Source organism: Streptomyces avidinii, from assembly GCF_045161815.1.
Lineage (GTDB): Bacteria > Actinomycetota > Actinomycetes > Streptomycetales > Streptomycetaceae > Streptomyces > Streptomyces avidinii.
The window spans coordinates 1,917,893-1,933,338 of record NZ_CP108863.1 but is presented as its reverse complement, the minus strand read 5'-3'; the positions used below and the strand labels follow the sequence as shown (position 1 = coordinate 1,933,338).

The 15,446-nt window shown below is 73.3% G+C and carries 14 protein-coding genes and 1 riboswitch; of the genes, 10 read left to right on the top strand and 4 right to left on the bottom strand.

Features of this window, described 5'->3' with window-relative positions; all coding sequences use genetic code 11:
• Positions 1 to 171 precede the first annotated feature (171 nt).
• From OG373_RS08655 to OG373_RS08645, 3 genes are read left to right on the top strand one after another with little or no spacing between them, the layout of a single operon-like run.
• Positions 172 to 1,260 (top strand): serine hydrolase domain-containing protein, encoded by a 1,089-nt coding sequence (locus OG373_RS08655; protein WP_405437201.1) that lies wholly within the window; start codon positions 172 to 174, stop codon positions 1,258 to 1,260.
• Positions 1,241 to 1,363 carry a hypothetical protein gene (locus tag OG373_RS08650; RefSeq protein WP_405437200.1) on the top strand — a complete coding sequence of 41 codons (123 nt, stop codon included), beginning with the start codon at positions 1,241 to 1,243 and terminating at the stop codon, positions 1,361 to 1,363. The genes OG373_RS08655 and OG373_RS08650 overlap by 20 nt, the downstream gene beginning before the upstream one ends.
• On the top strand, positions 1,360 to 2,319 hold the full coding sequence (locus OG373_RS08645; RefSeq protein ID WP_405437198.1) for a hypothetical protein: 960 nt from the start codon (positions 1,360 to 1,362) through the stop codon (positions 2,317 to 2,319). The genes OG373_RS08650 and OG373_RS08645 overlap by 4 nt, the downstream gene beginning before the upstream one ends.
• 201 nt (positions 2,320 to 2,520) lie before the next feature.
• On the opposite strand, the gene OG373_RS08640 is transcribed toward OG373_RS08645, so the two are convergent.
• Together OG373_RS08640 and OG373_RS08635 are read right to left on the bottom strand one after the other, a co-directional pair.
• Positions 2,521 to 3,147 (bottom strand): DedA family protein, encoded by a 627-nt coding sequence (locus OG373_RS08640; RefSeq protein ID WP_405437196.1) that lies wholly within the window; start codon positions 3,145 to 3,147, stop codon positions 2,521 to 2,523.
• A complete protein-coding gene (locus OG373_RS08635; RefSeq protein WP_405437194.1) occupies positions 3,144 to 3,920 on the bottom strand; it encodes an MBL fold metallo-hydrolase in 777 nt (258 codons plus the stop codon). The genes OG373_RS08640 and OG373_RS08635 overlap by 4 nt, the downstream gene beginning before the upstream one ends.
• 132 nt (positions 3,921 to 4,052) lie before the next feature.
• On the opposite strand from OG373_RS08635, the gene OG373_RS08630 reads away from it, so the two are divergent.
• The 6 genes from OG373_RS08630 to OG373_RS08605 all read left to right on the top strand — a co-directional run bounded on the left by OG373_RS08630 (position 4,053) and on the right by OG373_RS08605 (position 11,771).
• Positions 4,053 to 4,457 (top strand): hypothetical protein, encoded by a 405-nt coding sequence (locus tag OG373_RS08630; RefSeq protein WP_397729711.1) that lies wholly within the window; start codon positions 4,053 to 4,055, stop codon positions 4,455 to 4,457.
• Between the two features lie 161 nt (positions 4,458 to 4,618).
• Positions 4,619 to 6,838 (top strand): phage holin family protein, encoded by a 2,220-nt coding sequence (locus OG373_RS08625; protein WP_405437191.1) that lies wholly within the window; start codon positions 4,619 to 4,621, stop codon positions 6,836 to 6,838.
• Between the two features lie 75 nt (positions 6,839 to 6,913).
• On the top strand, positions 6,914 to 8,299 hold the full coding sequence (locus tag OG373_RS08620) for an amino acid permease (protein ID WP_405437189.1): 1,386 nt from the start codon (positions 6,914 to 6,916) through the stop codon (positions 8,297 to 8,299).
• A gap of 42 nt (positions 8,300 to 8,341) precedes the next feature.
• Positions 8,342 to 8,782, top strand: a complete 441-nt coding sequence (locus OG373_RS08615) for an SRPBCC family protein (RefSeq protein ID WP_405437187.1) — start codon at positions 8,342 to 8,344, stop codon at positions 8,780 to 8,782.
• 134 nt (positions 8,783 to 8,916) lie between these two features.
• Positions 8,917 to 9,978 (top strand): ATP-binding protein, encoded by a 1,062-nt coding sequence (locus OG373_RS08610; RefSeq protein ID WP_405437186.1) that lies wholly within the window; start codon positions 8,917 to 8,919, stop codon positions 9,976 to 9,978.
• Positions 9,975 to 11,771 (top strand): DUF2201 family putative metallopeptidase, encoded by a 1,797-nt coding sequence (locus OG373_RS08605; protein ID WP_405437184.1) that lies wholly within the window; start codon positions 9,975 to 9,977, stop codon positions 11,769 to 11,771. The genes OG373_RS08610 and OG373_RS08605 overlap by 4 nt, the downstream gene beginning before the upstream one ends.
• A gap of 4 nt (positions 11,772 to 11,775) precedes the next feature.
• On the opposite strand, the gene OG373_RS08600 is transcribed toward OG373_RS08605, so the two are convergent.
• Both OG373_RS08600 and OG373_RS08595 read right to left on the bottom strand, forming a co-directional pair.
• Positions 11,776 to 13,365, bottom strand: coding sequence for an RNA polymerase sigma factor (locus OG373_RS08600; RefSeq protein WP_405437183.1), 1,590 nt, complete (start codon positions 13,363 to 13,365; stop codon positions 11,776 to 11,778).
• Positions 13,366 to 13,579: 214 nt separating this feature from the next.
• Positions 13,580 to 14,341, bottom strand: a complete 762-nt coding sequence (locus OG373_RS08595) for a class I SAM-dependent methyltransferase (protein WP_397729703.1) — start codon at positions 14,339 to 14,341, stop codon at positions 13,580 to 13,582.
• 57 nt (positions 14,342 to 14,398) lie between these two features.
• Positions 14,399 to 14,499, top strand: a riboswitch (ZMP/ZTP riboswitch).
• A 96-nt stretch (positions 14,500 to 14,595) separates the two neighbouring features.
• Here OG373_RS08595 and OG373_RS08590 point away from each other — a divergent pair.
• The gene (locus tag OG373_RS08590) at positions 14,596 to 15,441 is read left to right on the top strand and encodes a bifunctional 5,10-methylenetetrahydrofolate dehydrogenase/5,10-methenyltetrahydrofolate cyclohydrolase (RefSeq protein ID WP_405443992.1); all 846 of its coding nucleotides are present in this window, start codon (positions 14,596 to 14,598) and stop codon (positions 15,439 to 15,441) included.
• Positions 15,442 to 15,446: the final 5 nt, after the last annotated feature.

The following is a 15,446-nucleotide window of genomic DNA, read 5'->3' as shown; positions in this document are numbered from 1 at the left end:
CGCACCCGCCGGGTGATCCGGTACCCGGACCGGATCCGCGGGTGCGATGAGGCCTGCCCCGGTAAAATCGGGGGGTTCCAGCCGTGTCGGGGGCCGAGCGCAACGGTCGTGATGCGCGCATGAAGACCTCCCGGGCGAATCACCGCACCCCCCGCCCTGCCGGCGCCCTGGGTGGCGCTCCTGATCGCGGGTGGCACCCTTCCTGCCGTATCGCCCGCCCCGGCCCTCGCGGATCCGTCGGACACGCCCTCGGCGACGGCGAGCGCCCCCGCCGCCGATCCCGACTCCTCGGCGCTGAAGCCCATCGATCCGGCCGCCTTCCAGGCCTCGGTCGAGCGCGTCGCGAAGAAGCTCATGGTGCCCGGTGCGATGGTGCTGCTCCGTACGCCTCAGGGCACCTATCGGGCCGTCGTCGGCACCACCGAGCGGGGCGGCGCCCGGCCGCCGGACGCGCAGGACCACTTCCGGATCGCCTCCAACACCAAGACCATGACCTCGGCGCTGATCATGCTCCTCGCCCAGGGGGGCAGACTCCGCCTGAGCGATCCGGTGTCCAAGTACGTCGCGGACGTGCCCGACGGCGCGAACATCAACGTCGCCGAACTGCTCAGGGTGCGCAGCGGGCTCTACAACTACACCTCCGCACCCGAACTCTCCGCCGCCCTCGACGCCGACCCCGGCAGGGCCTGCACCCCGCAGGACGTCCTGGCCATCGCCTTTCGCCGGCCGCCGAACTTCGCACCCGACGCGGACTACGAGTACTCCAACACCAACTACGCCCTGCTCGGCCTCGTCGCCGAGAAGGCCGGCGGCCGCCCGCTCGCCCAGCAGTTCCGCGACCGGCTGTACTCCCCGCTGGGCCTCGCGGGCACATCGCTCCCCGGCATCCACGACCGGTCCCTCGCCGAGCCCTTCGCCCACGGATACATGTACGGCGGCACCTCCTACGCCCTGGTCGACAAGCCGTACCCGGCCGCCCTGCGCGAGGCGGCCGAGTCGGGGAAGTTCGCGCCCATCGACTACACCCACCAGAACCCCTCCTACGCCACCGCCGCCGGGGGAGCCGTCTCCACCGCGCAGGACCTGGCCACCTGGATCCGGGCGCTGGTCACGGGCAAGGTCCTGGACCCCGCCCCAGCGGCAGTGGCTCGACAGCCCGCAGGCCGAGGACCCGGCCGCGCCCGACGGCCAGAAGTACGGATACGGCATCGCCTACCAGAAGTTCGGCCCGAAAGCGGCCATGTACTACCACGGCGGTGAACTCCCGGGCTTCAACTCCTTCATCGGCCACGACCCGGTCGACGACGTGACGCTCGTCGTCTGGACGAACCTGACGCTGTCGCCCGACGGCCGGACCGCATGACGGCCGAGTCGCGAACGATCGATCCCCCGGCCGGCTCCGGCCGCCCGGCCGCCGCCCGGCGGTGGACCCGGCGGCTGGCCGCCGCGGCGGGACTGCTGCTGCTCTGCGCGCTCCCCGTGGGGGCGGCGGGAGCCGCGCAGCCCGGTGACGTACGGTCGCCCGCGGGCCCGCCGCTGTACGTGTCCGACTACGGCAACAACCGGGTGGTGGCCCTGCCCATGGACGGCGCCGAGCAGAGCACCGTCCCCCTCGACGGTCTGGTGCGGCCCACCGGCATGGCCTGGGACGCCGCGGGCCGGCTCTACGTCTCCGACACCGGCAACAACCGGGTGGTCGTCCTGCCCCCGGACGGCGGGGGGCAGTCCGTGGTCCCCACGGGCGACCTGTCCCGCCCGCTGGGGCTCGCCGTCGACCCGGCCGGGAACCTCTACATCGCCGACAGCTTCAACGACCGGATCGTGCGGGTGGCCGCCGGCGGCGGGGCCGGGACGACGGTCCCCACGACCGGGTTGCTGCATCCCTGGGGGCTCGCGTGGGCGCCCGGCGGGGACCTGTACGTCTCCGACTTCGTCAACGACCGCGTCGTGCGGGTGGCCGTGGACGGCAGCGGCCAGACGACCGTGCCCACCACCGGCCTCTCCCAGCCGACCGGGCTCGCCGTGAACGCCGCCGGTGACCTCTACGTCGCCGACAGCGGCAACAACCGCGTGGTGAAGGTGGCGGCGGCCGACGGAGCGCAGACCACCGTGCCCACCACCGGTCTGAACTCGCCGCTGGGTCTCGCGCTCGACGGATCCGGCAACCTCTACGTGGCCGACGGCTTCAACAACCGGGTGGTGCGCGTCCGGGAGACGGGCGGCGGGCAGGTCACGCTCTCCTTCACCGGCCTCAACACCCCGACGGGGCTCTCGTTCCCGCCGGTCGCGGCCCGGCCGGGGCACGGCGAGGACCGCTAGGCCGTCTCTTCCGGATCCTGCCGGGCCCGCGACGCCCGGCACCGCACCCGGCCGCGTTGTCGGGGCGCCCGAGTACGTCCAGTACACGGGCGCCCCTCCGCCTCGCCGGGCACGGCACCGGACGCCGCGGACTCGGCCGACAAGATCCGAAAGAGACGGCCTGGGGGAGGGACCGGAGGGTGCCGGACCTGACGGACAGGGTCACGGCCTCGGCCGCACGCGGCGCCACAGCGGGGGGCTCGCGCTGACCGCGAGGGCCAGCCCGACCGCCATGGCCACACCCTTCCAGGGCTCCGAGAAGAGGGTGCCGCCGAGGATCCCGATCAGGCCGTACGTCGCCGCCCAGGCCAGGCACGCCGGGGCGTCGCCGCGGGCGAAGCGGCGCAGCGGCATCCGCGCCAGCAGGCAGGCCAGCATCACCGGGATCCGGCCCGCCGGGACCAGCCGCGAGAGGACCAGGACCAGTACCCCGTGTTCGTCCAGCCTCGTCTGCGCCTGCTCCAGCCGCTCCGGCGTGGCCCGGCCGCGCAGCGCCTCCAGCCAGCGCGAGCCGCCCCGCGAACGCACCCCGCGGTGCCCCAGCCAGTACAGCGCCATGTCCCCGGTGAAGGCCGCCAGCGCCGACACCCCGAACACCAGCAACACCCCGTAGGGCAACTGGTGGTGGAAGGCCACCACCGCCGCCGAACTCACCAGCGCCCCCGTCGGGATGACGGGCACCAGCGCGCCCAGGGCCACCAGGAGGAACAGCGCCGGGTAGCCCACCGCCTGCTGGGTGCTCTCCGGTGGTACCTGGCCGGCCGCCGCCGCGAGCTCGCGCCACGTCACGGCAGTCGCACCGGCTCGCCGTGCCGCGGCACCCGCACGGTCACCTTCGGCGCCAGCTGCCGCGCGAGCCGCTCGAACTCCTCGCCCGGCGCGTGGAACTCGTGCGGCCGCACCGCGTCCATCCCCACCGGCCAGTACGTCCCGTAGTGGACCGGGACCGCCGCCGCGGGCGCCAGCCGCGCCAGCGCGTGCGCCGCCCGGCCCGCGTCCAGGTGTCCCGGGCCCAGGTACGGACCCCAGCCGCCCACCGGAAGCAGGGCCACGTCCACCGGTCCGACCTCCTCGGCCATCGTGTCGAACAGCCCGGTGTCCCCGGCGAAGTAGGTCCGCTCCGCGCCCCGCACCACGTACCCGAGCGCCGGGCACAGGCGCGGACCGAACGGCATCCGCCGTCCGTCGTGCCGCGCCGGGACCGCCCGGACCCGTACGCCGTCCCGTACGGTGACCTCCTCGCCCGCCACCAGCTCCGTCACCGCCAGCCCGCGCAGCCCGGCGACCCGCGCCAGCCCCGGCACCGCCCGGCGCGCCCCGCGCGGCACCAGCAGCCGGGTGCCGGGCGCGAGCCGCGCCAGCGACGGCAGATGCAGATGGTCGGCGTGCAGGTGCGAGACCAGCACCACGTCGGCCACCGCGGCCTCGGGCGGGGGCAGTGCGCCGCGCCGCCGCCGCAGGTGCGCGAGCCGACGCGCGAACAGCGGGTCCGTCAGCAGCCGGACTCCGGAGTCCTCGACGGTGCACGTGGCATGACCCCACCAGGTGAGCTCCACCGGCACCCGGCCCTCCCTCCCTCGCGCCTCGTTCCCGAGCCTAGGGTGTGTCCCCGGACTCTGCCCCCTGCGGCCGCTCGGAACCGGATCCCGCAGCCCCCTCCTCTCCGGCGGAAGATCGGAGTAGGGTCCGGCGGCATGGAAGAGTTGCGCGTGGCCGCGATCACCAGCCTGGCCCCGCTCGAGGACCTGGATGCCGATCCCTTCGCCGTGGACACCCGCAGCCAGCACGCCATGTGCGCGCGCTGGGCCGCCGACCGGGGCTACGTGGTGACGAAGCAGTTGCTGGTCTACGGGCTGCGCTCCGACCACTGCGGGCTCTGGTCCGACATCGACACCGGGCAGGTCGACCTCTTCGTCGCCGCCAACCACCGGGTACTGGCCCGCGCACTGAGCTCGGTCGAGGAGTTCACGGCCGAGTGCGAGCGGCGCGGCGTACGGCTGGAGACCGCCGGGGGCGAGGAGCCCCGGTACACCTCCGCGATGAAGGCCGAGGTGCACCGCCGGCTCTCCATGCCGACCGCCGGCTACGACGGCACCTGACGCACCCCGCCCCGCCCCACACTGCTCCGCTCCGACCGGTCCTGTCCTGCCCCGACGGTCCTTCGCCGTACTCCTGTGCGCCGTCCGCGCCGCCCGACCGGGCGCGCCCGGCTGTGCGAGCCTGGAAAGCGGGACGGGACGGGGCTCGCGGAGGTGGCGGCGTGGGGCGAGGACGGTGGCGGACCGCGGGCAGCGCCCTGGTCCGGGTGCTGCTGGTCTGGGCGGTGTCCACCCTCACCATGCTCGTGCTGGCCGGGATCCTCCCGGACTTCCGGCTCCAGTCCGACGACGGCGACAGCATCACGCAGATCGGGCTCACCGCCGCCTGGGCGGCCGGCGCCTTCGGCCTGCTGAGCGCGCTGGTCTGGCCGCTGCTCGTCCGCGCCCTGCTGCTGGTGCCCGCCCTCGTGCTCGGGCTGCTCGTCTTCTTCCTCAACGGCTCGCTCCTGCTGATAGCGATCGGCCTGATCCCGGACGGGCGCAGCGAGGTGGCTCCCGAGACCGCCGTGGTCGTCGCCGCCGTGATGTCAGCCGTGGCGTCGGCGACCTCCACCGCACTCGCCGTGCGCGACGACGAGGCGTACCGGCGCCGGCTCTACCGGCTCGCCGACCGGCGCCGCCGCAGGCAGGGCAGGGCGGGCCCGCCCCGGGGCGCCGGGTCCCCGCCGGGGCTGCTCCTGCTCCAACTGGACGGGGTGGGGTACGAGGTGCTGCGCCACGCGTGCACCGACGGGCTGATGCCGACGCTGGCCGGGTGGCTGGAGGACGGCCACCGCGCCCGGTCCTGGCGTACGGACTGGTCGAGCCAGACCGGTGCCAGCCAGCTCGGCATCCTGCACGGCTCCAACTTCGACGTGCCCGCCTTCCGCTGGTACGAGAAGCACACCGGCGAGGTGATGGTCTGCAACCGGCCGACCAGCGCCGCCGAGCTCCAGCGGCGGGCCGTCGAACGCACCGGTGACGGCGGACTGCTGTCGCTGGACGGGGCGAGCCGGGGCAACCTGTTCAGCGGCGGCGCCGACCAACTGGCACTGGTGCTCTCCGTCTCGGCCCGGCGAGGGCGGGCGAACCGCTCCCGCGCGGGCTACTTCGCGTACTTCTCCGATCCGGCCAACGCCGTCCGCACGGCCGTGTCCTTCGTGGCCGAGGTGGTCCGCGAGATCGGCCAGTCCCTGCGGGCGCGGATCCGCGGGGACCGGCCGAGGGTCTCGCGCGGCGGGCTGTACCCGCTGATCAGGGCCTTCGCGACGGTGGTGGAGCGGGATGTGGTCGTCGCGGCGGTGATCGGCGACGTGCTGGCCGGGCGCTCCGCGATCTACGCCGACCTGGTGGCCTACGACGAGGTCGCGCACCACTCGGGGCCGCGCGGCCGGGACACCGACCGGGTGCTGGCGCGGCTGGACCGGAGCATCGCGCTGATCTCCCGGGTCGTCGAGCACGCGCCGCGCCGGTACCGGATCGTGCTGCTCTCCGACCACGGCCAGAGCCCGGGGGAGACCTTCCTCAGCCGGTACGGGCTGACCCTGAAGGACCTGGTCCGGGCGGGCTGCGGGCTGCCGGTCTCCCGCCGGGCCGGCCGCACCCGCAGCGGGGCCGAGGCCCGGGCGGCCGTGCTCGCGGCGCTCCACCGGCCGGTCGAGGAGGGGGAGGAGGCCCACCCGGGGCGCGGCTCCGAACCGGTGGTGCTGGCCTCGGGCAACCTCGGCCTGATCTCCTTCCCGGGCATCCCGGGCCGGGCCTCGCGGGCCCGGATCGAGCGTGCGCACCCCGCCCTGCTGGCGACCCTGGCGAACCATCCGGGTGTGGGATTCCTGCTGGTGGACGGGGTGGTGCTGGGCCGGGACGGGGCCGTGGCCCGGCTGGACGTCCCGGGGGAGGCGGAGGCGCTGCTGGCCCCTTTCGGCCCGGGCGCGGCGGAGGCCGTGCGCCGGACCGATGCCTTCCCGCACGTGGCCGACGTCATGGTGAACTCGGCCTACGACCCGGCGACGGGCGCGGTGCACGCCTTCGAGGAGCAGATCGGCTCGCACGGCGGGCTGGGCGGGGACCAGGGGCGTCCGTTCCTGATGTGGCCCACGGAGCTGTCGGACCCGGACCCCGAACGCCCGGACCCCGAACGCCAGGCCCTGGAGCGCCCGGACCCCGAGCACCCGGACCCGTCCCCCGGACAGGGTCAGGAGCTCGTCGGGGCCGAGGCGGTGCACGCCGTGCTGCGGCGCTGGCTGCGGGAGGCGGACGGCCCGCAGGTGCCGGTGGATCCGCCGGTGGGCGGGTCGGCGGCGGAGCCCGCGGGACGGCCGGTGGAGGAACCCCCGCCCCGGGGCGGAAATAGCGGAAGCCTTCCTTCCGCAGGGGTGCCCGCACGGGACGAAATCCGCTGATTTTGCGCCGTCTTCGCAGTGGTCAACCATGTGTTGACCTGCCCAGCATGTGAGACTTCCAGAGGCGCACCACCGATGACCAGCACCGCAACCCTGCCCGCCGAGACCTCCGCACCCCCCGAGCAGGGCCGGGACCGGCACGCGCGCCGCTTCGGCCTGCCCGTCGCGACCTGCCTGGTCATGGGCAACATCATCGGCGGCGGAATCTTCCTGCTGCCCGCCTCGGTGGCCCCCTTCGGCACCATCAGCCTCGTCGCCTTCGCCGTCCTCACCGTCGGTGCGACAGCCCTCGCCCTGGTCTTCGGCCGGCTCGCCGAGCGCCACCCGCAGACCGGCGGCCCCTACGTCTACGCCCGCGCCGCCTTCGGCGACTTCGCCGGCTTCCTCGCGGCCTGGAGCTACTGGATCACCGCCTGGGTCTCGAACGCGGCCCTCGCCGTCGCGGCCGTCGGCTACCTCACGGTGCTGTTCCCCGCCGCGGGCGAGCACAAGTGGTCCATGTGCCTGGCCGCCCTCGCCGTCCAGTGGCTCCCGGCCCTCGCCAACCTGGCGGGCACCCGCTACGTCGGCGCGGTCCAGGTCGTCGCCACCGTACTCAAGTTCGCCCCGCTGCTCCTGGTGGCCGTGGGCGGGCTGTTCTTCTTCGACCCCGCCAACCTCGGCCCCTTCCGGGCCACCGACCAGAGCGCGGCCGGCGCCGTCTCCGCCTCCGCGGCGATCCTGCTGTTCAGCTACCTCGGCGTCGAGTCCGCCACGGTCAGCGCGGGCGAGGTCCGCGACCCGGCCCGCAACGTCGGCCGGGCCACCGTCATCGGCACCGTGGGCGCCGCCACCGTGTACCTGCTCGGCACCGTCGCCGTCTTCGGCCTGGTCGCCCACGACCGGCTGGTCTCCTCCACCGCCCCCTTCACCGACGCCGTCAACGCCATGTTCGGCGGCACCTGGGGCGGCACCGTGGTCGCCTGCGCCGCCGTGATCTCGATGCTCGGCGCCCTCAACGGGTGGACGCTGCTCAGCGCGCAGACCCCGTACGCGGCCGCCAAGGACGGGCTCTTCCCGAAGACCTTCGAGACGAAGAGGCGCGGCGTACCCGTCGTCGGCGTGCTCGTCACCGTCGCCCTGGCCTCCGCCCTGACCGTCTACAACTACACGGCCGGTACCGAGGGCGTCTTCGAGAGCCTGGTGCTGATCACCACCTTCACCGCGACGGTCCCCTACCTGCTCGCCACCGCCGCGCAGATCTACTTCCTCCTGTCCGGGCAGCGCGACCGGGTCCACCCCGGGCGCCTGGCGCGCGACGGCATCCTCGCCGCCCTCGCCTTCGGTTTCTCGATGTGGCTGGTCGCCGGCTCCGGTTACGCGGCCGTCTACCAGGGCGTGCTGTTCCTCTTCGCGGGCGTCCTCGTCCACGCCGTGATGTCCGCCGGGAAGCGCCGCGCCGCCGCGTCCCCCACGGAGTAGCGTGGAAGAAGGGGCCGGCCAGGGGGGCGCCGAGGGATCGCCATGCCCGCGATGAGGAAGAGCATCGACATCGACCGCAGGCCCGAGGACGTGTACGCGTACCTGACGGACCCCACGCACCTGCCGGAGTGGCAGGACAGCGCCGTATCCGCCGTGCCGATCGGGGACCTCCCCGTCCACATCGGTTCGAAGGTTCTCGTCACCCGGCAGATCGGCCGCCGCCGGGTCCCCACCACCATGGAGTTCGTGGAGCTCGACCCGCCGAGGAGCTGGCACGTGCACGGCGTCGACGGGCCCGTTCGGCCCGATGTGCGCGGCACCGTCGAACCCCTCGACGGCGGTACCCGCTCCCGCGTCACCCTGGACGTCGACTTCGAGGGCCACGGCCTGGGCCGGGCGCTGGTGCCGCTCATGGTCCGGCCCATGGTCCGCAAGGAGCTGCCGCGGGGCGAGGAGAAGCTCAAGCACCTCCTGGAAACCTGACCCAGCGGTGGGCGAGGGGCGCCGGGGCGGGCAGCGGGCCGCCGCCGGGGCGAAAACCGGATGCCCCGGGGTGGGTGGTGCGGCAACACTGACCGCACCACACCTTCCGCCCGACCCCGAGGACATCCACGCCCGTGCAGGCCGCCGTGACCGTCACCCCCGCCCGGATCCCCGAACTCCTGCTCGGCCTCGCCACCGTCCGGCCCGTGTTCCTCTGGGGGGCTCCCGGCATCGGAAAGTCCTCGCTCGTAAGGAAGTTCGCCGACTCGCTGGGGCTGGAGTGCGTCAGCCTGCTCGGCACGCAGCTCGCCCCCGAGGACCTGATCGGCGTACCGCAGATCCGTGACGGCCGGTCCGTCTTCTGCCCGCCGGAGGCCATCGCCCGCGACGAGCCGTACTGCCTCTTCCTCGACGAGCTCAACGCCGCGAGCCCGGACGTCCAGAAGGCCTTCTACTCCCTGATCCTCGACCGCCGGATCGGCTCCTACGAGCTGCCCGCGGGCTCCATCGTCATCGGCGCCGGCAACCGGGCCACCGACAACGCGCTGGCCCGGCCGATCGCCTCCGCGCTGGTCAACCGCCTCACCCACGTCCACCTCCAGGCGTCCGCACAGGACTGGCTGGTCTGGGCCGGCGAGCACGGCATCCACCCCTGGGTGACGGACTACCTCACCGACCGCCCCGACCACCTCTGGTCGCAGCCGCCCAAGAGCGAGGAGCCCTTCTCCACCCCGCGCTCCTGGCACATGCTCTCCGACGCCCTGCACTCCTTCGGAGCGGACCTGGACGAGCAGACCCTGAAGGTGATCGCGCACGGCACCCTCACGCCCGCGCACGCCGTCTCCTTCTGCGGCTACGCCAAGATCGTCCGCCACACCTTCGGTATCGAGGCGATCATCAAGGGTGACGCCTCCTGGCCCGCCCGCCTCGCCGACCGCGACCTGCTCTACTACCTCGCCGAGGCCTTCCGGGGGCGCCTCGTCAAGGAACTCCCGGCCCGCAAGGAACACGTCTCGCCCGCCGTCCGGCAGACCGCCTACCGGGCCAAGTCCCTGCTCGTCCAGCTCGCCGAGATCTCCGTCGAGGTGGCCCAGACCGTCATCGCCGACGACGCCGACGGGCTGCCCGTGCTGCCCGCCTGGTTCCTCATCGAAGCCGCCCGTGACATGCCGCGCCTGGTCGAGGCGCGCCGGTGAGGCGCCGGTCCGGGCGGCCGGGCCAGCAGGCCGAGCAGGACCCGGCCACCCTCGCCTACGAGGCCGGCCGGGCCGCGATCCGCGCGAATCCGGCCCTGCACGCCGTCTCCGCCACCCACTGCCGCGACACCCGCTGCCCGGCCTGCAACGCCGCGGGGCTCGCCGTCGTCACCTCCAACGGCGTGATCCACGCCCACCCCACCCGCCGCGCCGACCCGGCCGAATGGGCCTGGACGCTGGCCCACTGCCTGCTCCACCTGGGGTTCGGCCACGTACCGGCCGCCAAGCAGCCGCTCCGGCCGCAGCCGGAGCCGGCGGACCTCGCGGCCCGCTGCGTCGTCGTCAACCGCTTCCTCCAGACCTTCCCCGTCGGCCGCGCCCCCGACCGCCTGCCCGAGCAGTACCCGGGCGGTGACGAGGAGCAGCTCGCCGGCGCCTGGCGCCGGGGCGGCGTCCCGCCCGCCTACCAGGACTGCGGTACGGGCCCCGCCGGCGCGCCGGACCAGGTGCTGGAGGCGTGGACGTACTGGCAGCCGGTCCCGGACTGGCAGACCGGCTTCGCCCACGCCCTCACCCGGTCCGTGTCCGTCACCATGGACCGTGCCGCGGGCCGCGAGGGGCACGCACCGCAGCCGTGGGAACGCGCCCTGAACTGGTTCGTCTCCGCCTACCCGCTGCTCGGCGGCCTCGCCAGCGGTCTGCGGATCGTCGCCGACGCCGAGCTGGCCCGCGCCGGGGGCATCGACGTCGCCGCGGTCAGCGCGAGCGCCGGAGAGATCTACGTCAACCCGCTGCGCACCTTCACGGACGAGGAGTGGCGCTTCATCCTGGCCCACGAGATGCTGCACGCCGCCCTGCGCCACGGCGAGCGCTGCGGCGCCCGGGACCCGTACCTGCACAACGTGGCCGCCGACTACGTGGTCAACGGCTGGCTCGTCGAGATGGGCGTCGGCGAAAGGCCCGAAGGGCTGCTCCACGACCCACAGCTGAAGGACCTCTCCGTCGAGGAGGTCTACGACCGGATCACCTGCGACCTGCGCCGGATGCGCCGCCTCGCCACCCTGCGCGGCAGGGGCCGCGGGGACATCCTGGGCGAGCCGCTGCCCCACCCGGGGAGCGGACCGTACACCGACCTGGACGAGTTCTACCGGCGCGGCCTGGTCCAGGGCTTCGACCTGCACACCCACGGGGAACGCGGCCTGCTGCCCGCCGGGCTGATCGAGGAGATCCGGGCCCTGGCCCACCCGCCCGTTCCGTGGGACGCCCGGCTCGCCCGCTGGTTCGACGCGTACGTGCCGCGCCCGCAGGCCGTACGGAGCTTCGCGCGCCCGGCGCGCCGGCAGGCCTCCACCCCGGACATTCCGAGGGCGGGCCGCTACTTCCCGCCCGAGGAGGTCGCCCGCTGCACCTTCGGGGTGGTGCTCGACACCTCCGGGTCGATGAACCGCGAGCTGCTCGGCAAGGCGCTGGGCGCCATCGCCTCGTACGCGGAAGCCCGCGACGTACCGGCGGCACGCGTCGTCTTCTGCGACGCGGCGCCGTTCGACGCGGGCTATCTGCCGCCCACCGAGATCGCGGGCCGGGTACGGGTCCACGGGCGCGGCGGGACCGTGCTCCAGCCGGGCATCGACCTGCTCCTGCGGGCGGAGGACTTCCCGTCCGGAGCCCCGGTGCTGGTGATCACGGACGGGTGGACCGACACCCTGCGGATCCGGCGCGAGCACGCCTTCCTGATCCCGCAGGGTGCCTCCCTGCCGTTCACACCCAGGGGGCCGGTCTTCCGACTGGCCTGACCTCTTAGTCGAGGTAGTCGCGCAGCACCTGCGAACGCGACGGGTGGCGCAGCTTCGACATGGTCTTGGACTCGATCTGGCGGATGCGCTCACGGGTGACCCCGTACACGCGGCCGATCTCGTCCAGGGTCTTCGGCTGGCCGTCGTTGAGGCCGTAGCGCATGGAGACCACGCCCGCCTCGCGCTCCGAGAGCGTGCCCAGGATGGACTGGAGCTGCTCCTGGAGGAAGGTGAAGGACACCGCGTCCGCCGGGACGACCGCCTCGGAGTCCTCGATGAGGTCACCGAACTCGCTGTCGCCCTCCTCACCCAGGGGGGTGTGCAGGGAGATCGGCTCGCGGCCGTACTTCTGGACCTCGATGACCTTCTCGGGGGTCATGTCGAGTTCCTTGCCCAGCTCCTCCGGGGTGGGCTCGCGGCCCAGGTCCTGGAGCATCTGGCGCTGCACACGGGCGAGCTTGTTGATGATCTCGACCATGTGCACCGGGATGCGGATGGTGCGCGACTGGTCGGCCATGGCGCGCGTGATCGCCTGCCGGATCCACCAGGTCGCATACGTGGAGAACTTGAAGCCCTTGGTGTAGTCGAACTTCTCCACGGCGCGGATCAGGCCGACGTTGCCCTCCTGGATCAGGTCCAGGAAGAGCATGCCGCGGCCGGTGTAGCGCTTGGCGAGGGAGACCACGAGGCGGAGGTTGGCCTCCAGCAGGTGGTTCTTCGCGCGGCGGCCGTCCTCGACCAGGATCTCCAGCTCACGCTTGAAGGCGGGCTTGTGGTCCTCCTCCTCTTCGAGCTTGTACTCGGAGAACAGGCCCGCCTCGATGCGCTTGGCGAGCTCCACCTCCTGCTCGGCGTTGAGGAGCGGCACCTTGCCGATCAGCTTCAGGTAGTCCTTGACGGGGTCGGCGGTGGCACCGGCCACCATGACCGTCTGCGCCGGGGCGTCGTCCTCGTCGTCGTCGGACAGGACGAAGCCCTGGGTGCCGCCGGCCTTGGGCGCCTCGTCCTCCGCCTCGTCGGCGAGGTCCTCGGCAGCCCAGTCCTCGCCCTCGGCGACGGGGGTCTCGCCCTCGTCGGCGTCCTTGGCGCTGGTCTTCTTCGCCGCGGCGGTCTTCTTCACGGCGGTCTTCTTGGCGGCGGTCTTCTTGACCGTGCGCTTCTTCGGCTCGGCGGCGGCCTCGGCCGACGCGTCGTCGTCGATGGCGGCGGCCGACGGAGCGGATATCGCCGTGGCGGTGGGCGCGGCCGCGGTGGCGGCCGCCGTCTTGCGCGCGCCGATGGGGCGCGGCGCGGGGGTGGCCTTCTTGGCCACGGTACGGGCCGGGGCGGCGGCAGCCTTGCGGGGCTTCTTGGCGGCAGCCTTGGTGGCGGGGGCCGCGCTGACGTGAAGGGCGACACCCTCCTCGTCCAGGACCTGGTTCAGGCTGCGCAGGACCCGCTTCCACTGGTCCACCGGGATGCGGCCGGCCTCGAAGGCCTGGCGCACGTCGTCACCGTTGATGTGACCCTGCTCGCGGCCGCGCTCGACGAGCGCGACGAGGGCCTCCGATTCGGCGATCTCCGGAGGGAACGTACGGGACGGGCTGAGCGACACAAGGAGCCTCTCGTTGCGAACAGATAAAGGGTGGGCGGGACATCATCGCGCGAACTCGGGAAACAGACCCGAGGGGGGTCTGTATTCCGGGCCGCGCGAGGACACCTGTCGGTTCATCGCATGCCCGAGTCGATTCGTTACGCGCTGAATTGAGTGACCTGCGCCACGCTGTGTTCGCGCAACCGATCCGGCGCAGATCCGTCCGCCCTTCGCGTCAGCCTTTTTTGCGGGCCTCGACGAGGAAACGGGCGGTGTGTGCGACGAACGGACCTTCGCGTTCGATCTGTTCGTGCAGCTCGCGCAACCGGTCCCGGTACTGCCCGACCGTGAAGCCGGGCACCATCCAGATCACCTTCCGTAGAAAGTAGATCACGGCTCCGATGTCGTGGAACTCCGTGCGCAGTCGTTCGGAGCGCAGATCGACCACTTCGAGGCCGACCCGGGTGGCGTCGGCGACCGCGTCGTCGGGGTGCCGGGCACGCCGGACCTCCTGCGGCTGCGGGCCGAGGAAGTACTCGACGAGCTCGAAGACGCTCGCCGGACCGACCTGCTGCGAGAGGTAGGTGCCGCCCGGCGTCAGCACCCGCGCGATCTCCTCCCACCAGATGGTCACCGGGTGCCGGCTGGTCACCAGCTCGAAGGCGTCGTCGCCGAAGGGCAGCGGCGGCTCGTCGGAGTCCGCGACCACCACCGCGCCCAGCGGGTGCAGCAGCCGTGTCGCCCTCTCGATGTTGGGCGGCCAGGACTCGGTGGCCACCATCAGCGGGGGCAGCGGACCGGACCCGGCCAGGACCTCACCCCCGCCGGTCTGGATGTCCAGGGCCGACCGGGCGCGTGCCAGGCGCTCGGCCATCAGCCGCTGGTAGCCCCAGGAGGGGCGCTGCTCGGTGGCCCGGCCGTCGAGCCAGGAGAAGTCCCAGCCGTCCACGGAGACGGACTCGGCCTCGGCGACAAGATGGTCGAAAGTACGCGTCATGCCTTGATCGTCCCAGGTCGGACGCCCGTCAACCACCGGATATGTCGACTACAGTGGTCGGCGGGCCGTGACTGGCGTTCGGGTGGATCACCACCGGGGAGCGGCCCGGCGTACTGAGCACTCCGGTACGTCGACTGCCGCGCGCCTGGGCGAACCGCGATCCGCAGCGACGTTCAGGAGACCCCGTGACGACTGCCCAGACTGCCTCAGCCCCTGCCGGCGCCTCCGCCGACGCCACCGCCACGGCCCGGCTGATGGACGGCACCGCCCTCGCCCGCCGCATCTCGGAGCAGACCGCCGCCCGCGCGGCGAAGATCACCGAGCGCACCGGTACCGCGCCCTGTCTGGCGACCGTGCTGGTCGGCGAGGACCCCGCCTCCGTCACCTACGTCCGCATGAAGCAGAACCGCTGCGCCAAGGCCGGGATCACCTCACGCCACGTGGAGCTGCCGGCGTCGACCACCACGCAGGAGCTCGTCGCCGCGATCACCGCCCTCTCCGAGGACCCGGAGATCAGCGGCATCCTGCTCCAGCACCCCGTCCCGCACCACATCGACGAGCGCGCCGCCTTCGAGGCCATCGCCCCGGGCAAGGACGTCGACGGGGTCACCATGCACTCCTTCGCCGCCATGGGCTTCGGGCTGCCGGGCTTCGTCTCCTGCACCCCCGGCGGCATCATGCGCCTCCTCGCCGCCTACGACGTGGACCTGACCGGCAAGCACGCCGTCGTCGTCGGCCGCAGCGCGATCCTGGGCAAGCCGGCCGGGATGCTGCTGCTGGAGCAGAACGCCACCGTCACCTACTGTCACTCGCGCACCCGGGACCTCTCCTCGATCGTGCGCCAGGCGGACGTGCTGGTCGCCGCCGTGGGCAAGGCCGACTTCATCCGGGGCGAGGACATCAAGCCGGGCGCGGTGGTGCTGGACGCCGGCTACAACGAGGGCAACGTCGGCGACGTGCACTTCGAGTCGGCCGCCGCCCGGGCCTCGCTGATCACCCCGGTACCGGGCGGCGTCGGCCCGATGACCATCGCCGTCCTGCTGGAGCAGACCGTCATGGCGGCCGCCGCGCAGGCCGGGCTGGACCTCGCGGAGCTCTGACCGCG